This is a genomic window from Rhizobium sp. BR 315, assembly GCF_050577975.1.
Taxonomy (GTDB): domain Bacteria; phylum Pseudomonadota; class Alphaproteobacteria; order Rhizobiales; family Rhizobiaceae; genus Rhizobium; species Rhizobium miluonense.
The window spans coordinates 1-19,077 of the sequence record NZ_JARWKZ010000062.1; the positions used below are offsets into that span (position 1 = coordinate 1).

Genomic DNA, 19,077 nt, shown 5'->3' on the forward strand with positions numbered 1-19,077 from the left:
CGATCCGCTCGACCCAGGGTCAGGGCCTGATGCCGGACGGCACCTCGCGCTTCTCGATCGGCAAGGACAAGATCCATCACTATATGGGCTGCTCGACCTTCGCCAATTACACCGTGCTGCCGGAGATTGCCGTTGCCAAGGTCAATCCCGACGCCCCCTTCGACAAGATCTGCTATATCGGCTGTGGCGTGACCACCGGCATCGGCGCGGTCATCAACACCGCCAAGGTGGAGATGGGGGCAACGGCGATCGTCTTCGGTCTCGGCGGCATCGGGCTTAACGTCATCCAGGGTCTCAGGCTTGCCGGCGCCGACATGATCATCGGCGTCGATCTCAACAACGACAAGAAGGAATGGGGCGAGCGCTTCGGCATGACGCATTTCGTCAATCCGAAGGAGGTTGGCGACGATATCGTGCCCTACCTCGTCAACATGACAAAGCGCGGTGCCGACCAGATCGGCGGCGCCGATTATACCTTCGACTGCACGGGCAACACCAAGGTGATGCGCCAGGCGCTGGAAGCCTCGCATCGCGGCTGGGGCAAGTCGGTGGTCATCGGCGTTGCCGGCGCCGGCCAGGAGATCTCGACGCGTCCGTTCCAGCTGGTGACGGGCCGCTCGTGGATGGGCACGGCCTTCGGCGGCGCCCGTGGCCGCACCGATGTGCCGAAGATCGTCGACTGGTACATGGAGGGCAAGATCGAGATCGATCCGATGATCACCCACACCATGCCGCTCGAAGACATCAACAAGGGCTTTGAACTCATGCACTCCGGAAAGAGTGTCAGGGGTGTCGTCATCTACTGACGCTCCAAGCCACAGGAAAGAAATATATGCGGCGCTTGAGAAATGCGCCGCATATAGCTGAAAAGATTGAGTTTCATGATTTATGTCGATGCCGATGCCTGCCCGGTCAAACCGGAGATCCTGAAAGTTGCCGAACGCCACGGCATCGAGGTCACCTTCGTCGCCAACTCGGGGCTGCGGCCATCGCGGGATCCGATGGTGCACAACGTCATCGTCTCCAACGCCTTCGATGCTGCCGACAACTGGATCGCCGAACATGCGGTTGCCGGTGATATCGTCGTTACTGCCGACGTGCCGCTCGCTGGGCGCTGCGTTGCAGCCGGAGCATTCGTGACGGGCCCAACTGGCCGCATCTTCGACAAGACGAATATCGGCATGGCCACAGCCATGCGCGATCTCGGCGCACATCTTCGCGAAACCGGCGAAAGCAAGGGGTACAATGCCGCCTTCTCGCCGCGTGACCGCTCCGCCTTCCTCGAAACCTTCGACCGGCTTTGCCGGTGGGCAAAAGCCCATCAAACGCCTGGAGACCAGCCGTGAACATCATTTCCCAGAACACCGCCTTCGGCGGCATGCAGGGTGTCTTTTCGCATGAATCCGAAGCTTGCAAAGGCGAGATGACCTTTGCCGTCTTCGTGCCGCCGCAGGCGATCACAGAGCCTCGGCCGGTCCTCTGGTATCTTTCCGGCCTCACCTGCACCCACGCCAATGTCATGGAAAAGGGCGAGTATCGCCGCATGGCCGCCGAGCTCGGCCTGATCATCGTCTGTCCGGACACCAGTCCGCGCGGCAACGACGTGCCCGACGAGCTGACCAATTGGCAGATGGGCAAAGGCGCCGGCTTCTATCTCGATGCTACCGAGGCGCCCTGGGCCGAAAACTATCAGATGTATACCTACATCACGGAGGAGCTGCCCGCACTCGTCGCAAAGCAATTCCGCGTCGATATGAGCCGGCAAGGTATCTTCGGCCATTCCATGGGCGGCCACGGCGCCATGACGATCGCGCTGAAGAACCCCGATCGCTTCAAGAGCTGCTCCGCCTTCGCACCCATTGTCCAGCCGTCGACGGCCGATTGGTCCGCACCCGCCTTGGAAAAATATCTCGGCAGCGACAAGGCCGCATGGAGACGGTATGACGCCTGCTCTCTCGTCGAGGATGGCGCCCGCTTCCCCGAATTCCTGATCGACCAGGGCAAGGCCGACAGTTTCCTCGAAAACGGACTGCGCCCATGGCTGTTCGAAGAGGCGATCAAAGGCACCGGCATCGGTCTGACGCTGCGCATGCACGAGCGCTACGACCACTCCTACTACTTCATCTCCACCTTCATGGATGATCACCTGAAGTGGCATGCCGAACGGCTGGGAAAGTAAAGGTGGCATGACCCGCCGCCTTGAAATGTGCCTGCGGTAGAGGCATATAGAAAACGCGCAGACGACTGCGGCGGCCGGTACTCATAGCCGGCCGTAGACATCGCGGGGACGGCCTCGCTCTTAACAATGGAGCGTAACATGGCTTGGTTCCTGCTTTTCCTTGCAGGCTTGTTTGAAATCGGCTGGGCGGTCGGCCTGAAATATACTGACGGCTTCACACGGCCGATGCCGACGGCTCTCACGGTCATTTCTATGGTGATCAGCGTCGTGCTGCTAGGTCTCGCGGTAAAAACGCTGCCGATGGGCACCGCCTATGCGGTCTGGACCGGTATCGGCACGGTCGGCACCGTACTGCTGGGGATTTGGTTGCTCGGCGATCCCGCAACCTTCGTTCGGCTGCTCTGCATAAGCCTGATCGTGGCAGGCATCGCCGGCCTCAAGCTCGCCGCCTGACGGACCGGACCACAAGTCAAGGGCGCTGGCGATTGTCCAGTGCCCACGCTCCGGGGCCGGCAAACACCATAAACAAAAAGACGAAGCAGAACATTATCGGACCGTCGCCCTGGTTATTGGCCGGGAAGAAGTCTATCTGCGTGTGCACCATGAAATAGGCAATCGCCATTTCGCCGCTGAGGAGAAAGGCGACGGGCCGGGTGAAGAGCCCGAACAGAATGAGAATGCCGCCGACAAGCTCAATTATGCCCGCGACGAAGAACAACGTCGTGACCTCGAAAGGCGCTGGCGGAAAGCCGAAGAGCTTTTGCGTGCCATGTTCGATGAACAACACAGAAGTCACTATTCGCAAAATTGCGAGTGCTGCGGGCTGGTAAGGCGATAAGCGCTCGGCAAGTGACATGAAGATCTCCGTGCGAATTGGCAATGCGAACGGGATACTGTCGAACACCCTCCCGTTCCGTCGATACAGAATCAACACGCGAGAGACGAAATTATTCACCGGGCCTGAAGATCATCAGGCCCGGTTTCGATATGACTTACTTCTTGCGGCCGTCGATCGCCAGAAGACCCGGACCCGCGAAGATCAGGAACAGGAAAGCGAAGCAATACAGAATGGCCGCATCGCCCTGGTTGTTCACCGGGAAGAAATTCTGCGGCATGTGCGCCATGAAATAGGCGACCGCCATGTTGCCGCAAAGAATGAAGGCTACGGGGCGTGTAAACAGACCCAAAACGATTGCCAGACCGCCGAATGCTTCAAGAATACCCTGAAACAGCATCAGGGGCGGCAGAGAGCCAGTGAAGTGACCGCCGGCCGGAAAGCCGAAAAGCTTCTGTGTGCCGTGTTCGATGAACAACAGGCCAATAACGATACGCAGTACAGTAAGAGCATAGGGCTGATATTGATTCAGCCGTTCGGAAAGCGCCATTTTTGAACTCCAGTTTCGATTCCCCCTGTAGGAAGCAATAGAGCGACCTGCCTTGAACGGGAAAACAAGGATTCTGACGTCCAATCAATTTTCCGTGTGTAATCCGTGGCTTGATGTCACAGATTACAGAGGGATGTTGTCGTGTTTTTTCCAAGGATTGGTCAGATCCTTGTTGCGCAGCATCCGGAGCCCCTGCGCGAGGCGCCGCCGGGTCGAGCGTGGCATGATCACTTCGTCAATGTAACCGCGCTCGGCCGCGACGAACGGTGACAGGAAGCGATCCTCATACATCTTGGTATGCGCCGCGATCTTCTCCGGCTCGGCAATGTCCTTGCGGAAGATGATCTCGACCGCGCCCTTGGCGCCCATGACGGCAATCTGCGCCGTCGGCCAGGCATAGTTAAGGTCTCCGCGCAGATGCTTAGAGGCCATGACGTCATAGGCGCCGCCGAAAGCCTTGCGGGTGATGACGGTCAGTTTTGGCACGGTCGCCTCGGCATAGGCGAAAAGCAATTTCGCACCGTGCTTGATCAAGCCGCCATATTCCTGCGCCGTCCCCGGCAGGAAGCCAGGTACATCGACGAAGGTGACGATCGGGATATTGAAGCAATCGCAGAAGCGCACGAAGCGCGCGGCTTTCCGCGACGCATCGCTGTCAAGCACGCCTGCCAGCACCATCGGCTGATTGGCGACGAAGCCGACCGTGGCTCCCTCGATGCGGCCGAAACCACAGACTATATTCTTGGCGAAGCTTTCCTGGATCTCGAAGAAGTCGCCCTCGTCCGCCACCTTCAGGATCAGTTCCTTGATGTCGTAGGGCTTGTTGGCGTTAGCCGGGATCAGCGTATCGAGCGAGCTATCCGGCTCGGTGACGGATTGATAGCACTCGATCTCGGGCAGAGCCGCCGTATTCGACTGCGGCAGGAAATCGATGAGGCGGCGCACTTGCAGGAGCGTATCGATATCATTGTCGTAGGCAGCGTCGGCAATGGAAGATTTCGTCGTATGCACCGAAGCGCCGCCGAGCTGCTCGGAGGTCACGGTCTCATTGGTGACCGTCTTCACCACATCCGGCCCGGTCACGAACATGTAGGAGGTATCGCGGACCATGAAGATGAAATCGGTCATCGCGGGCGAATAGACGTCGCCGCCCGCACAGGGCCCCATGATGACGGAAATCTGCGGAATGACGCCGGAGGCCAGCACGTTGCGCTGGAACACCTCGGCATAGCCGCCGAGTGCGGCCACACCTTCCTGAATGCGGGCGCCGCCGGCATCATAGATCCCGATGATCGGCGCCCGGTTTTTCAGCGCCATATCCTGAACCTTGGTGATCTTCTCCGCATGTGCTTCTGAAAGAGAGCCACCGAAGACTGTGAAATCTTTGGCAAAAATGAAAACGGTACGTCCGTTGACGGTGCCCCAGCCGGTCACGACGCCATCACCGGCGATCTTGCTCTTTTCCATGCCGAAATCGGTCGAGCGGTGCTCGACGAACATATCGAATTCCTCGAAGGAACCTTCGTCCAGGAAGATGTCGATGCGCTCTCGGGCCGTCAGCTTGCCGCGCGCATGCTGCGCATCGATCCGCGCCTGCCCGCCGCCAAGTCTTGCGACTTCGCGACGACGCTCCAGTTCCAAAAGGATTTCCTTCATGCGGCCCTCTCTCCTTCGCTGCTCGGGCTTAGCACGGCGCGAGCCTCCTTTGAAGCTATCGGCTCAGTTTGCCAACCGCGGCGTGTTCAGCGAGAAGATGGAGCGGATGCGGGCGGCAATGTCTTCCGCCATCAGCTCATCGGCCGTTGCATGATCGGGCGCGGTTGTCGCCATATCGAACGATGCCATGGCAATCACCGCGCCACCATCCAGCGACGCAGCGTCGATATTGACCTTGGCACTGTTGCGATCCTGGTTGAAACTGCGCCCCTTGCGCACGTCTGACAGGCGGACAGTCAGCGTAACCTGCGGCAGCGCCGCATTGTGGTTCGTGGCCGCGATCGCTGCATTCACTCGATCGTTGACGGCTTCGATCAGCACCGGCGAAACCGGCGGCAAAGCATGATCGGCAACAACCGTTGCACTGCGAACATCATAGGTCGGCGGAGGAGGATCGACGGACCAGTTCGCGCACGCCGTCAGTGCTAAACATCCCACGAGCGCCGATGCGACACCCGACCTCAACAACAACATGATACCTGTCCTGACTTCCGAACCCGCAAGATACGAAGACCACTATAAAGGACTGGAAATCAACAATATTCAACTGTGAAGAGCAGAGAAAACGTCGGTTGCCGCCTGAAATTCCTCGAAACGCTGCGCGCGACGCTGCTCCGCTTCCTCATCGCTGCCCCAGTGTTCGATCGTCCAGTCTTCGTCGAGATGGGCGAGCGACCAGACTTCGGCAAGCGGCAGCTGACCGGAGGCGAAAGCAAGCGCCAGGATCGCAGAGCCCGTCAGCGTCGTGATCGTATGCAGGCTGGCGAGCTCCATCGGCGTGTCGTATTTGCGCAGGGCCGCGGCGAAGGCGGCGATGGCCTCTTGCGGCTGCTCCTGATGCATGACGCCCTCGGCGAGAATGAAACGGGCTCCGACGTCGCGGGCTGCCCATTCGATCACCGGATTCCATCGCGCCGACTGCCGCTCAACTAGGCGTTCCGGGCCATCGGCGCGATAGCAGAGCAGATCGCTGCCGGAGAAGCGCACGATTTCGTCGAACACAGCTCCACTTTCGGCTGTCACGCCATCGATAGCACTGTTCACCAGGCGGGTTACGGGCATGGTTGCTGGATCGATGACCTTGGTCTGTCGCCCCCATTCGCCAGCCACGAGCTTGGCGAGCGCTTCGGTCGGCAGAGAGAGGGAATAGCGCGCCGGCGTCTTGACCACCTTGCCGTCGAGCGCGATGGCGTGACCACCCTCGTCCTTGCTGATCGTCACATCCTTGTAGAAGCGCTTGGGCAGCGGCTTCTTCATCTGGATCTGCGCACGGCGGATCGGATCGGGATGGCTCAGGCCTTCGGAAAGATCGTTCAACAGGTCGCGCATGGCGTCACCTCAGAGAATATGGCTCAACAAATCGTTCGGATGATGCGCAATCGCATCGGCGCCGGCCGCCAGAAGCTCTTCCACGGACGCATAACCCCAAGATACGCCGATCGCGGTCGCACCCGCTGCCTTCGCCATCTGCATGTCGTAGATCGCGTCGCCGATGACGATGGTGTCGTGCGGGTCCATGCCGGTTTCGGCACAGCATTCCGTCACCATGGCCGGATGCGGCTTCGACGGACAATCGTCGGCGGTGCGCGAAACCACGAAGTAAGGCGTGAAGCCGTTGACTTCAAGAATATGGGTCAGGCCACGGCGGGATTTACCCGTCACGGCACCGAGCAGAAGCTCTTCGCGGCCTGTAAGCGTCTCGATCAGTGACTTGATGCCGTCGAAGAGCGGCGTTTGCATATCCGCCTCGTCGCGCACGCCGGGGAAGATAGACTTGTAGTGGGCCGTCATGGCGATCGCTTCGTCATCGACATGCGGTTTGCCCTGCATCCGGGCAATGGCGATATCGAGCGAGAGGCCGATGATGGATTTTGTGGCCGAAACATCCGGGCGCTTGTAGCCAAAGTCAACGAAAGTCCGCGCCATGACCTCATGGATCAGCCGCACACTATCGACCAGCGTGCCGTCGCAATCGAAAAGTACTAGCTTCATTCGTCGTCCGGCTCCCCCGCCGATGCCTCGTCAAAACCGAGGAGATTCCATGTCTGCACCATATGCGGCGGCAGAGGAGCGGTGACGCGCAGGCGTCCACCGCTCGGATGTGGGATGTCGATGTGGCGCGCGTGCAGATGCAGGCGCTTCTGGACGCCGCCTGGGAAATCCCAGTTCGGATCGTCATCGAAATATTTGGGGTCACCGATGATCGGATGACCCATGTGCAGGGCATGGATGCGCAGCTGGTGCGTACGGCCGGTATAGGGCTCCATCTCGAGCCAAGCGAGGCTCTGCGCAGCGGTCTCAAGCACGCGATAATAGGAGATTGCGTGATCGGCACCCTCTTCCCCATGCTTGGCGATGCGCATACGGTCGCCATCGGCCGTTGCCTCTTTCACCAGCCAGGTCGAAATCTTGTCTTCATGCTTGCGCGGCACACCCTTGACCAGCGACCAATAGGTCTTCTTGGTGTCGCGCTCGCGGAAGGCGGCGGTCAGCTTCTGCGCCGCGCCGCGCGTGCGGGCAATCACCAGCACGCCCGAGGTGTCGCGGTCGAGGCGATGCACCAGGCGCGGTTTTTCGCCCTTCTTGCTCGTCCATGCCTCCAGCATCTGGTCAATATGGCGGGTAAGGCCGGAGCCGCCCTGTACCGCAAGCCCAGCCGGCTTGTTGAGCACAAAGATCTTGTCGTCTTCATGCAGCAACATCCGCGCAAGAAGCTCGGCATCACCGGAATGTTTAAGGTCCTTGCTGGCGATCGGGCCGCTCTTCGGGCCTTTGGCATCGACATCAAGAGGCGGCACGCGCACCATCTGTCCCGGCTGCACGCGCGCATCCGTCTTGACGCGGCCCCCATCGACGCGCACCTGGCCGGAGCGCATCAGCTTCTGCAGTTGACCGAACCCAAGCCCGGGGAAATGCACCTTGAACCAGCGGTCGAGGCGCATGCCGGCTTCGTCAGGCTCGACCTGTATATGCTCAATCCCGGCCATTCTTCTTCTTTCAAACGCCGCAGCATGTTCCGACAAATGCCAAACGCGCGTTGGACGGGATCATGCCAATTCAAACAACAGGACAAGTAGTCCCGCGGCCGGATATAACCGGCCTTTGGACGTGGCTTTAGAGCATTTCGAGGAAAAGTGGAAACTGGAATTATCCGGGCCGGATATTTTTCTGGCTTAGTTTCCCTTGGCCGACACGACAGGAAGGGTGAGATCGATCATCCCCGCCTTCTCGAACATCAGCATCACAGGCACCACGCCACCCTTTTTGAAGGGAGTCTTTACCTGCTTGAACATCATATGCATCGTGTTCGGCGCGAGCGTCACGGTCGCACCGGCAGGAATGGCGATCCCATCCTTGATCTCGCGCATCTTCATGATCTCGCCGTCCATCTTCATCTCGTGCAGCTCCACCTTGCCCGCAGCCGATGAGGTGACGGAGGTCAGCTTGTCGGCGGCCTTGCCGCTATTGTGGATGGTGATGTAGCCGCCGCCGACCGGCTGACCGGGGAGCATGGCGCGGACATAACCGCCGCTGATATCGAGATCGCCGAGCTTGCCGGTGGCAGAATCCGAGGGCGCGGCCTCCGGGCCCATGTGCATTCCAGGCATACTCTTCATGTCGCTGCTCTGCTGCGCCAGAGCGCTACCTGTCGAAAGCGAAACTGTTGCTGCCGAAAGCAGCAGCACTGCGACGTGATAACGGTTCATCATTCTCTCCTGCCCGGCTCCTCTATCGGCCCGAAGGGATAGCCTTTCGCAACGTCGTTGCAAAGCCCTGCAACCGCTGCTCGATATATCTTCGAACCGCGCGACAAAAATTTGTTCGACGGCGACATTTGCCCCTTGCCATCTTCAGTGACTGCCAGATAATGACAGCGACCTTGTTGGGAGAATCCGGCGCGAGCCGGTGCCGAAGGAGCAACCGCCCCGGAAACTCTCAGGCCAAAGGACCAGCAAGGGGCAGACGGAACTCTGGAGAGAAGCGCGAAAGCGTTCGCCGAAGGGATAACAATCTCAGGCAAAGCAGACAGAGGGGGCTCATCGTCAGGCGCAACCGCGCCGAAATTGTGAGCTCTGCGCTTCAGGACAAGCGCGAAACCCGGAGGCGTCATTTGGACGAGACCGCTGCCCTCAAGAAAACACCGCTTCACGACCTGCATGTATCGCTCGGCGCCCGCATGGTGCCGTTTGCCGGTTACGACATGCCCGTGCAGTATCCTGCCGGCGTCATGAAGGAGCATCTTTGGACCCGCGCTTCGGCCGGCTTGTTCGACGTCTCCCATATGGGCCAGGTGACGATCCGCGCCCGCTCCGGCAAATATGAGGATGCGGCACTCGCGCTGGAAAGTCTCGTGCCGGTCGATATCCTCGGTCTCGCGGAGGATCGCCAGCGCTACGGCTTCTTTACCGACGACAATGGCGGCATCCTGGACGACCTGATGATCACCCACACGGACGGTTATCTCTTCGTCGTCGTGAACGCCGCCTGCAAGGAGCAGGATCTCAGGCATCTTCAAGAGCATATCGGCGATAGCTGCGAAGTTACCTTGCTTGATCGCGCCCTCATTGCGCTGCAGGGACCGCGCGCCGTCGATGTCCTTGCCGAGCTCTGGGCTGACATCGCCTACATGAAGTTCATGGATGTGCGCCATTGTCGCCTCCACGATGTCTCCTGCCTGGTGTCGCGCTCCGGCTATAGCGGCGAAGACGGCTTCGAAATCTCCGTACCATCAGACAAGGCCGACGATATCGCCAAGCGGCTGCTGGAGCACCCGGACGTACAGCCGATCGGCCTCGGCGCGCGTGACTCTCTCCGCCTGGAAGCCGGTCTCTGCCTCTATGGCAATGACATCGACCAGACGACGACGCCGATCGAAGGCGCGCTCGAATGGGCCATCCAGAAAGCCCGCAAGACCGATGGCGCGCGCGCAGGCGGTTTCCCCGGCGCAACCCGCATTCTCGGCGAACTCGATGGCGGCACGTCTCGTCGCCGCGTCGGCCTGAAGCCCGAGGGTAAGGCCCCGGTGCGCAGCCACGCCAAGCTCTATGCCGATGCCGAAGGCAAGACCGAAATCGGCGAAGTCACCTCAGGTGGCTTCGGCCCGAGCGTCGAGTCTCCGGTCGCCATGGGCTATGTGCCGACCGAACTCACCTCGCCCGGCACCACCGTTTACGCCGAGGTGCGCGGCAAATACTTGGCCGTCACCGTCAGCGCCCTGCCTTTCATCAAGCCTACCTACAAACGTTGAACGTCTTTTCCAGAGAGGATTATCCATGCTGAAATTCACCGAAGAACACGAGTGGCTGAACATCGAAGGCGGCGTCGCAACGGTCGGCATCACGGCTCATGCCGCCGAACAGCTCGGCGATCTCGTTTTCGTGGAATTGCCCGAAGTCGGCGCCAGCTTCTCCAAGGGTGACGACGCGGCAACCGTCGAATCCGTAAAGGCGGCCTCCGAAGTCTATTGTCCGCTCGACGGGGAAATCACCGAAGTCAACGAAGCCATCACAGCCGATCCGGCGCTCGTCAACTCCGACCCGATGGGTGCAGGCTGGTTCTTCAAGCTCAAATTGAAGAATGTCAGCGATGTCGATGGTCTTCTTGATGAATCCGGTTACAAGGAGCTGATCGGATAATGACGACGCCTACGGAATTCACGTTCACCGACTACCAGCCATACGATTTCGCCAATCGCCGCCATATCGGCCCGTCTCCATCGGAGATGGCCGATATGCTGAAGGTCATTGGCTACAACAGCCTCGATGGCCTGATCGACGCGACGCTGCCGCCGGCCATCCGCCAGAAGACGCCGCTCTCCTGGGGCGCGCCGATGACGGAGCGCGAGGCGCTCGACAGGCTGCGCGAGACCGCCAACAAGAACAAGGTTCTCGTCTCGCTCATTGGTCAGGGCTATTACGGCACGATCACGCCGCCTGTCATCCAGCGCAACATTCTGGAAAACCCGGCCTGGTACACTGCCTATACGCCCTACCAGCCGGAAATCAGCCAGGGCCGCCTCGAGGCGCTGCTGAACTATCAGACGATGATCAGCGACCTCACGGGTCTCGACGTTGCCAACGCCTCGCTGCTCGACGAGGCAACGGCCGCGGCCGAAGGCATGGCGATGGCGGAACGCGTCGCCAAGTCCAAGGCGAAGGCCTTCTTCGTCGATGCCGCCTGCCACCCGCAGACCATCGCGCTGATCAGGACCCGCGCCGAGCCGCTCGGCTGGACCGTCATCGTCGGCAATCCCTTCACCGACCTCGATCCTGTCGATGTCTTTGGTGCGATCTTCCAGTATCCAGGCACGCACGGCCACATCAATGATTTCAGCGGCCTGATCGCCCGCCTGCACCAGACGGGCGCGATCGCCATCATGGCGGCCGATCTGCTGGCGCTGACGCTGTTGAAGTCTCCGGGCGAGATGGGCGCGGACATCGCCATCGGCTCCTCGCAGCGCTTCGGAGTTCCGGTGGGGTACGGCGGTCCGCATGCGGCCTACATGGCCGTCAAGGATGAGTACAAGCGCTCCATGCCTGGCCGTCTCGTCGGCGTTTCGGTCGATGCGCGCGGCAATCGCGCCTATCGCCTGTCGCTGCAGACCCGCGAACAGCACATCCGCCGCGAAAAGGCGACGTCGAACATCTGCACCGCCCAGGTGCTTCTCGCCGTCATGGCCTCCATGTACGCGGTGTTCCACGGTCCTCAAGGCCTCAAGGCGATCGCCCAGCAGGTCCACCAGAAGGCCGTTCTGATGGCCAAGGGCCTGGAGAAACTCGGCTATACCGTCGAGCCGGAAACCTTCTTCGACACGATCACCGTCGAGGTCGGCCACATGCAGGGTCTCATCCTGCGCGCGGCCGTCGCCGAAGGCGTGAACCTGCGCAAGGTCGGTGAAACGAAGATCGGCATCAGCGTCGACGAGCGCACCCGCCCGGCAACGCTCGAAGCCGTCTGGCGCGCATTCGGCGGCGATTTCCGCATTGCCGATTTCGAACCATCCTATCGCCTGCCGAAAAACCTGTTGCGCGCCAGCGAGTATCTGACGCATCCGATCTTCCACATGAACCGCGCCGAAAGCGAGATGACCCGGTATATCCGCCGCCTCTCGGACCGCGACCTGGCGCTCGACCGTTCGATGATCCCGCTCGGCTCCTGTACCATGAAGCTCAATGCCACAGCGGAAATGCTGCCGATCACCTGGCCGGAATTCTCCGACATCCATCCTTTCGTGCCGGCCGATCAGGCTCTCGGCTACCGCGAAATGATCGATGATCTGACGGAGAAGCTTTGCTCGGTGACCGGCTATGATGCCTTCTCCATGCAGCCGAACTCCGGCGCGCAGGGCGAATATGCCGGCCTCCTGACCATCCGCAACTACCATATTGCCAATGGCCAGGGTCATCGTGACATCTGCCTCATTCCGACCTCCGCGCACGGCACCAATCCGGCCTCCGCGCAGATGGCGGGCATGAAGGTCGTGGTCGTCAAGGTTAGCGACAACGGCGATATCGATATGGCCGATTTCCGCGCCAAGACCGAGCAATATGCCGACAACCTCTCCTGCTGCATGATCACCTATCCTTCGACGCACGGCGTTTTCGAAGAGACGGTGAAGGAGATCTGCGATCTCGTGCATAAGCATGGCGGTCAGGTCTATCTCGATGGCGCCAACATGAACGCCATGGTCGGCCTCTCGCGTCCCGGCGACATCGGCTCGGACGTCAGCCACCTGAACCTGCACAAGACCTTCTGCATTCCGCATGGCGGCGGCGGCCCCGGCATGGGTCCGATCGGCGTCAAGGCACATCTGGCGCCTCACCTGCCCGGCCATCCGGAAACGGACGGTCGCAGCGGTGCGGTATCGGCAGCAGCCTTCGGTTCGGCCTCCATCCTGCCGATCTCCTGGAGCTACTGCCTGATGATGGGCGGCGAAGGCCTGACGCAGGCGACGAAAGTGGCGATCCTCAACGCCAACTACATCGCCGCCCGGCTCAAGGGCGCCTATGACGTGCTCTACAAGTCCGAGGCCGGACGCGTCGCGCATGAATGCATCATCGACACCCGTCCACTGGTCGCAAGCGCCGGCGTCACGGTCGACGACGTCGCCAAGCGCCTCATCGATTGCGGCTTCCACGCCCCGACCATGAGCTGGCCGGTTGCCGGCACGCTGATGATCGAGCCGACAGAATCGGAAACGAAAGCCGAGATCGATCGTTTCTGCGAGGCAATGCTGGCGATCCGCGAGGAAGCCCGTGACATCGAAGAAGGCCGGATGGACAAGGCCAATAACCCGCTGAAAAACGCACCGCATACGGTGGAAGACCTCGTCGGCGAATGGGATCGTCCCTATTCCCGCGAACAGGCCTGCTACCCGCCCGGCGCCTTCCGCGTGGACAAATACTGGTCGCCGGTCAATCGCGTCGACAATGTCTATGGCGACAGGAACCTGATTTGCTCCTGCCCGCCGGTCGAATCCTACGCCGAAGCCGCCGAATAGGATCTTCGCGAAAAAGCGAAGCGGTTCAGTCGCTTCGTCTGCAATAGACATAAATCTATTGCGAAACTTGGCTAAGAAAACGCCGCGCGTCTTAACGGACGCGCGGCGTTTTTCATGACGCGGCAACGGGGCCCTGGAATTCAGATTTATGCCGGAACAACCGGAATTTCATTTCGTCACCGAGCGGCGAGCGGACGTTGCGTCGTCGCCGCTGCTTCTGCTGCATGGCAGCGGCATGGATGAAACTTCCCTTATCCCGCTTGCGGATGCCATCGGACCGCAGCGCTCCTATATGGCTCTGCGTGGTGGGATCGAATGGGAAGAAGGATTCGCTTTCTTTCGCCGCAATCCGGACCGCAGCCTGGATCATGCAGACCTAGACAGGCAGACGGAGCGGCTCCGTCGTTTCATCGAAATGGCAGTGGAGCGAAGGCTGCTCGTTCGGCCGCCTGTTCTATTTGGCTTCTCCAACGGAGCGATCATAGCCGCATCGATCCTTCGGCAGATGCCCTCGATCGCTTCAGCCGCCGTTCTGCTGCGCCCTCTTTCGCTGGCCCCCGATGCGGATTTCCCGTCAATGCCCGGGCTGCCGGTCCTGATCATCTCAGGCGAGCATGATCGACGCCGGGAGCCCGCCGACGCAGATTTCGTCAGCCAACAATTTGCAAAGGCCGGGGCTGAAGTCAGCGCCCATCGACTGCCCATCGGCCACGACCTCCATCCGGACGAACCCAAGATCGTCCGCGACTGGCTTATACGGAAAGGCATATGACAATGAACGAGGAGAATTCCTTCGACGTGGACAATCCAGACAGCTACATCGCAGCCGCCTTCGAAACGGACGATCCGGCGTCGATCGCCAAGGCACTGGGCGAAGTGGCGCGCACCCGCAACATGAGCAAGCTTGCCAAGGATGTCGGCATGAACCGCTCGGCGCTCTATCGTGCGCTCAGCGGTGACGGAAATCCGGAATTCGCGACGATCCTGAAGGTTGTTAGGGCGCTCGGCCTCAAGCTGACGCCTGTTTCGGTCGCAAATTAGGAATCGCAGTCCCGCTTCCCGGGCTTTACTAACCGATCGCTTCCTCGAGCAGAAGCAGCACGAGAAAGCCGGCGAAAAACATCGCCGTCACCCAGGGACGGTCGGGGGTTTCATGCGCTTCGACCAGCAATTCCTCGGTGACGAGATAGAGAAGCGCGATCAGCCCGAACGCGAAGAAGCCTGTCAGAATGGGGTCGGGCAGCAAAGCAATTGGCGCCCCGAGCAAAGCGCCGATCGGCAGCAGGAGCGCAAGCGCCGCCGTAACCGCGACAACCCTGGCGCGGGAGCGGACGCTCTCCCCAAGCTCGTTCGCCACCGTCAAGCCAAGGAACAGCACCTCAATCGTCAAGGCGATCGTCAACAGCAAGCCGACCTTTGGGCCGGCTGCAAAGCCGATGCCAAGCACGAGGCCGTCGATGAGGATGTCGATGCCGATGGCCGCGAGTAGACCCACCGGTCCCTTGGCCCAATTTTCCAGTTGTTTGACCAGCAGCATGACGGCTACGCCAATCGCGCCGCCGATGACTGTTGCCAAGGGAGATCCACGATGCATGACATCGGGCAGGATTTCGCCGGCCGCAGCTGCGAACACGACACCGGCGGCAAAATGCTGGATGGCGCTGACAAGATTAGGCCCCGGCCGCGTGTTCACCGCGACTGCAGCGCCCGCAATGGCGGCCGTTGCCGGGATCAATGTGTAAACCCATGCCGAAGCCGCCATAAAGTTCCCCGCAGCCGCCTCTCGACGTTATCCGGCGGAGCCGGTAGCCAAGGAGGCGGCGGAAAAACCGAGGCGTGCGCCGATCAAAGCACGAAACGCGCCATGGTGAAATACGGAGGAACCTGTTTTAAGCAGGTTGCGCTGCCTGACGTTGAGCTGCCAAGGCGGCGAGATCGGCGGGCTTCAGCTCGACGGATTCGCCGCAGCCGCAGGCTGACGTCTGGTTTGGATTGGTGAAGGTAAAGCCCGAACGCAAGCTGGTAGTTTCGAACCCCATCTCGGTACCAAGCAAGTACAGCACGGCCGACGGCTCGACCCAAACACTGGCTCCGTCATGCTCGATCAGATCGTCCTTCGCGTTCGGCTCGGTCACTAGATCGATGGTGTATTCCATCCCAGCACAGCCGCCCTTCTTGATGCCGACGCGAACGCCCTTAGCATCGAGGCCAGAATTCCCGACGATCACTTTGACGCGGTTGGCTGCCGCATCCGTCATACTCATGACTGCAAAGCCCATGGGCTCATTCTCCTTCCACAACCGGGGTCAAGATCCGGTGCTTCGAGTCTTAATGTAAAGCCGGCGGCTTAAAGCTTCAATACCAGCCGACCGCGACCTGCGCTTCTTCCGACATGCGATCCGGCGTCCACGGCGGATCGAAGGTCATGCTGACCTCGACACCGGAAACGCCTTCGACGGCGCCCACAGCATTCTCGACCCAGCCCGGCATTTCGCCCGCCACCGGGCAACCCGGTGCCGTCAGCGTCATGACGATCTTCACCATGCGGTCGTCTTCGATGTCGATCTTGTAGACCAGACCGAGCTCGAAAATATCAGCCGGAATTTCCGGATCGTAGACAGTCTTAAGCGCAGCGATAACGTCGTCGCTAAGGCGAGCCAGCTCATCCTCGGGAATGCTGGAATGCACGATCCCTTCGCGTACGTCGATCTTCTGTTCGCTTTCGTCGAGTGACATCGCTTGCCTCCTTAGGCAAAGAATTTCCGCGCATATTCCAGCGCATCCGCCAAAGCATCCACCTCGGCGCGCGTATTGTACAGGCCGAACGATGCACGGCATGTGGATGTGACGCCGAAGCGTTTCAAGAGCGGCTGGGCGCAATGGGTTCCGGCGCGAACCGCCACACCCTGGCGGTCGATCACCATCGAGACGTCGTGGGAATGGATACCCGCGAGCTCGAAGGAGAAAATGCCACCCTTGCCCGGCGCAGTGCCGATCACGCGCAGCGAATTGATATCCCGCAGCCGCTCGGCCGCATAAGCGGCGAGATCGGCTTCGTGGCGCGCGATCGCCTCACGGCCGATGCTGTCCATGTAGTCAAGCGCGTAGCCAAGGCCGATGGCCTGCACGATCGGCGGCGTTCCCGCCTCGAAGCGATGCGGCGGCTCGTTGTAGGTAACGTTTTCCTCGGTGACGTCGAAGATCATCTCGCCGCCGCCCTGGAAAGGCCGCATCTCGGCAAGCCGCTCCTTCTTGCCGTAGAGCACGCCGATACCCGATGGCCCATAGAGCTTGTGACCGGTCATGACATACCAGTCGCAATCGATATCCTGCACGTCGACAGGCATATGCACCGCGCCCTGCGAGCCGTCGATCAGGACGGGAATGCCGCGCTCATGGGCGATGCGGCAGACTTCCTTCACCGGGACGACGGTTCCGAGCGCATTCGACATATGGGTGATGGCGACGAGCTTGGTGCGCTCCGTCAGGCTCTTCTCGAAATCTTCGATATGGAACGCGCCTTCATCGTCGACCGGCACCCAGACGAGCTTGGCGCCCTGCCGCTCCCGGATGAAATGCCAGGGAACGATGTTGGAGTGATGCTCCATGATCGACACGACGATTTCGTCGCCCTCGCCGATCTTCGGCATGCCCCAACCGTAAGCGACTGTGTTGATCGCTTCCGTCGAGTTCTTGGTGAAGACGATATCGTCGACTGACGGCACGTTCAGGAAGCGGCGCACCTTTTCGCGAGCCGCCTCATAGGCTTCCGTGGCCGCATTGGACAGAAAGTGCAGACCGCGATGCACATTCGCATATTCGTTGGAATAGGCATGCGAGATGGCATCGATGACGACCTGCGGCTTCTGCGCGGATGCGCCGTTGTCGAGATAGACCAGTGGCTTCCCATGCACCGTTTTCGCCAAGATCGGGAAATCCCGGCGAATGGCTTCGACGTCATAGGCCGTTGCCGGCACGATCTTGTCCACGAGCTTTGCCTCCAATCAGGCGTGCTTTTCCAGCCAGGCGGAGATAACGCCTTCCAGCGCCTCGACCAGGGCTTCGTCTTCCAGTTCCTCGACGATCTCGGCCACGAAGGCGTTGACCAGCATGGCGCGGGCCTTGTTCTCCGGAACGCCGCGGGCCATCAGATAGAAGAGATGGTTGCGGTCGATATCGGCGACAGTGGCGCCATGGCCGCACTGCACGTCGTCAGCGAAGATTTCGAGCTCGGGCTTCACCGAGAACTCTGCATCGTCGGACATCAGCAGCGTGTTGCAGGCCATCTTGGCATCGGTCTTCTGCGCATCCGGTGCGACCCGGATCATGCCCTGGAAGACACCACGGGCGCGGTCGAACACCACGTTGCGGATAATTTCCGTGGAGCCGGTGTGCGGAACGTCATGACCAAGTACCATCGTCACGTCGGTATGCGTATCGCCACCGAGCAGATTGATGCCGCGCAGCGTCAGATCGGCGCCCTCGCCTGTCACTTTGATGTACAGCTCCTGGCGCACCAGCTTGCCGCCTGCATTGATAACGAACAACCTCAGCTTGGCATCCGCGCCGAGATCGATGCGGAGCTGACCGAGATGCGTATCCTCGCTGCCCTGCTCCTGCAGGATGATCCAGGTGATTTCAGAGCCTTTGCCGATCGTGACTTCGCTGACTGAGGAGACCAGCGCGGCAGCGCCTTCGACAGCCTGATGACGCTCGATGAAAGTCGCCTTGACATCAGCACCGAAGGTGACTGGAAGACGGCTGTGGATCTGCCCACCGGCATGAACGAACTGTACTTCCAGCGGCGCATCGAATTCGGTGCCATCGGGAAAGTCGATGACATAACCGTCGCGCACGAAGCTGGCATTGATGCGCCCGATCGCGTCATCCTTGTCGATCGCTTCGAGACCGGCGGCGGCTGTGCCGCTGATCAGGCTATCGGCATAGCGGCCGATCGTCAGACCCTTGACGGCAACCTTCTCGCTCGCCTTGCCCTGGAGAACCGCAAGGACCAGAGATCCTTCGACTGTCGGCGGCAGAGCCTCCACCAGGCCCTTGCCGATATCGCTCGGCACCAGCCGCAGCAGGTTCTTGAAATCGGTGTAATGCCAAGCCTCGACGCGGCGCGTCGGCAGGCCGGCGGTCTTCAGGTCGTCCAACAGGCGATCGCGGACGGCGAAAACTTCGCCATCGCCCGGCAGGTCGCCCAGCTGGTCGTTATACGCCTCGATCAGCGCCGTCTCCGCGGCGGTCAGGCGGTTCGTCGTCTGAATGTTCATCGACGTATCCTTTCCGCC

Annotated in this window: 22 protein-coding genes and 1 riboswitch; of the genes, 9 read left to right on the forward strand and 13 right to left on the reverse strand. The window is 60.5% G+C overall.

What is annotated here, in order from left to right:
• The 4 genes from QD409_RS31110 to sugE all read left to right on the forward strand — a co-directional run.
• The coding region (locus QD409_RS31110) for a zinc-binding dehydrogenase (RefSeq protein WP_430764594.1) at positions 1–806 on the forward strand (806 nt) is incomplete at its 5' end.
• 75 nt (positions 807–881) lie between these two features.
• Positions 882–1,346, forward strand: a complete 465-nt coding sequence (locus QD409_RS31115) for a YaiI/YqxD family protein (protein ID WP_430764595.1) — start codon at positions 882–884, stop codon at positions 1,344–1,346.
• The gene (gene fghA / locus QD409_RS31120) at positions 1,343–2,179 is read left to right on the forward strand and encodes an S-formylglutathione hydrolase (protein ID WP_430764596.1); all 837 of its coding nucleotides are present in this window, start codon (positions 1,343–1,345) and stop codon (positions 2,177–2,179) included. The genes QD409_RS31115 and fghA overlap by 4 nt, the downstream gene beginning before the upstream one ends.
• A 138-nt stretch (positions 2,180–2,317) precedes the next feature.
• Positions 2,318–2,632 carry a quaternary ammonium compound efflux SMR transporter SugE gene (gene sugE / locus QD409_RS31125; protein WP_092854919.1) on the forward strand — a complete coding sequence of 105 codons (315 nt, stop codon included), beginning with the start codon at positions 2,318–2,320 and terminating at the stop codon, positions 2,630–2,632.
• Positions 2,633–2,648: 16 nt separating this feature from the next.
• On the opposite strand, the gene QD409_RS31130 is transcribed toward sugE, so the two are convergent.
• The 8 genes from QD409_RS31130 to QD409_RS31165 form a co-directional block, all read right to left on the reverse strand.
• Entirely contained in the window at positions 2,649–3,035 is a 387-nt protein-coding gene (locus QD409_RS31130; RefSeq protein WP_430764597.1) for a DoxX family protein, read from the reverse strand.
• Between the two features lie 136 nt (positions 3,036–3,171).
• Positions 3,172–3,564, reverse strand: a complete 393-nt coding sequence (locus tag QD409_RS31135; RefSeq protein WP_004108749.1) for a DoxX family protein — start codon at positions 3,562–3,564, stop codon at positions 3,172–3,174.
• Positions 3,565–3,687: 123 nt separating this feature from the next.
• Positions 3,688–5,220, reverse strand: a complete 1,533-nt coding sequence (locus QD409_RS31140; protein WP_092854913.1) for an acyl-CoA carboxylase subunit beta — start codon at positions 5,218–5,220, stop codon at positions 3,688–3,690.
• A gap of 63 nt (positions 5,221–5,283) precedes the next feature.
• Positions 5,284–5,754, reverse strand: coding sequence for a hypothetical protein (locus QD409_RS31145; protein ID WP_430764598.1), 471 nt, complete (start codon positions 5,752–5,754; stop codon positions 5,284–5,286).
• A gap of 69 nt (positions 5,755–5,823) precedes the next feature.
• Entirely contained in the window at positions 5,824–6,609 is a 786-nt protein-coding gene (locus tag QD409_RS31150) for an ATP12 family chaperone protein (RefSeq protein WP_430764599.1), read from the reverse strand.
• A 9-nt stretch (positions 6,610–6,618) separates the two neighbouring features.
• Complete coding sequence (locus QD409_RS31155) at positions 6,619–7,272, reverse strand: HAD-IA family hydrolase (RefSeq protein ID WP_430764600.1); 654 nt, start codon at positions 7,270–7,272, stop codon at positions 6,619–6,621.
• Positions 7,269–8,267 carry an RluA family pseudouridine synthase gene (locus tag QD409_RS31160; RefSeq protein ID WP_092854905.1) on the reverse strand — a complete coding sequence of 333 codons (999 nt, stop codon included), beginning with the start codon at positions 8,265–8,267 and terminating at the stop codon, positions 7,269–7,271. The genes QD409_RS31155 and QD409_RS31160 overlap by 4 nt, the downstream gene beginning before the upstream one ends.
• A gap of 186 nt (positions 8,268–8,453) precedes the next feature.
• Positions 8,454–8,987 carry a copper chaperone PCu(A)C gene (locus QD409_RS31165; protein WP_430764601.1) on the reverse strand — a complete coding sequence of 178 codons (534 nt, stop codon included), beginning with the start codon at positions 8,985–8,987 and terminating at the stop codon, positions 8,454–8,456.
• A 167-nt stretch (positions 8,988–9,154) separates the two neighbouring features.
• Positions 9,155–9,242, forward strand: a riboswitch (glycine riboswitch).
• Positions 9,243–9,391: 149 nt separating this feature from the next.
• On the opposite strand from QD409_RS31165, the gene gcvT reads away from it, so the two are divergent.
• From gcvT to QD409_RS31190, 5 genes are all read left to right on the forward strand, one after another.
• Positions 9,392–10,528 carry a glycine cleavage system aminomethyltransferase GcvT gene (gene gcvT, locus QD409_RS31170; RefSeq protein WP_430764602.1) on the forward strand — a complete coding sequence of 379 codons (1,137 nt, stop codon included), beginning with the start codon at positions 9,392–9,394 and terminating at the stop codon, positions 10,526–10,528.
• A 25-nt stretch (positions 10,529–10,553) separates the two neighbouring features.
• Positions 10,554–10,916: a glycine cleavage system protein GcvH gene (gcvH, locus tag QD409_RS31175; RefSeq protein ID WP_092854901.1), complete on the forward strand. Its 363-nt coding sequence runs from the start codon at positions 10,554–10,556 to the stop codon at positions 10,914–10,916.
• The gene (gcvP, locus tag QD409_RS31180) at positions 10,916–13,780 is read left to right on the forward strand and encodes an aminomethyl-transferring glycine dehydrogenase (protein WP_430764603.1); all 2,865 of its coding nucleotides are present in this window, start codon (positions 10,916–10,918) and stop codon (positions 13,778–13,780) included. The genes gcvH and gcvP overlap by 1 nt, the downstream gene beginning before the upstream one ends.
• 148 nt (positions 13,781–13,928) lie before the next feature.
• On the forward strand, positions 13,929–14,552 hold the full coding sequence (locus QD409_RS31185; protein ID WP_430764604.1) for an alpha/beta hydrolase: 624 nt from the start codon (positions 13,929–13,931) through the stop codon (positions 14,550–14,552).
• A gap of 2 nt (positions 14,553–14,554) precedes the next feature.
• Positions 14,555–14,821 (forward strand): addiction module antidote protein, encoded by a 267-nt coding sequence (locus tag QD409_RS31190; RefSeq protein ID WP_092854965.1) that lies wholly within the window; start codon positions 14,555–14,557, stop codon positions 14,819–14,821.
• A gap of 28 nt (positions 14,822–14,849) precedes the next feature.
• Here the strand turns inward: QD409_RS31190 and QD409_RS31195 are convergent, their stop codons facing one another.
• From QD409_RS31195 to sufD, 5 genes are all read right to left on the reverse strand, one after another.
• On the reverse strand, positions 14,850–15,542 hold the full coding sequence (locus tag QD409_RS31195; RefSeq protein WP_092854896.1) for a ZIP family metal transporter: 693 nt from the start codon (positions 15,540–15,542) through the stop codon (positions 14,850–14,852).
• Positions 15,543–15,669: 127 nt separating this feature from the next.
• Complete coding sequence (gene sufA, locus QD409_RS31200) at positions 15,670–16,059, reverse strand: Fe-S cluster assembly scaffold SufA (RefSeq protein WP_092854894.1); 390 nt, start codon at positions 16,057–16,059, stop codon at positions 15,670–15,672.
• 76 nt (positions 16,060–16,135) lie between these two features.
• On the reverse strand, positions 16,136–16,516 hold the full coding sequence (locus tag QD409_RS31205) for an SUF system Fe-S cluster assembly protein (RefSeq protein ID WP_004108787.1): 381 nt from the start codon (positions 16,514–16,516) through the stop codon (positions 16,136–16,138).
• Positions 16,517–16,527: 11 nt separating this feature from the next.
• Complete coding sequence (locus QD409_RS31210) at positions 16,528–17,769, reverse strand: cysteine desulfurase (RefSeq protein WP_430764605.1); 1,242 nt, start codon at positions 17,767–17,769, stop codon at positions 16,528–16,530.
• A gap of 15 nt (positions 17,770–17,784) precedes the next feature.
• A complete protein-coding gene (sufD, locus tag QD409_RS31215; protein WP_430764606.1) occupies positions 17,785–19,059 on the reverse strand; it encodes a Fe-S cluster assembly protein SufD in 1,275 nt (424 codons plus the stop codon).
• Between the last annotated feature and the right edge of the window lie 18 nt (positions 19,060–19,077).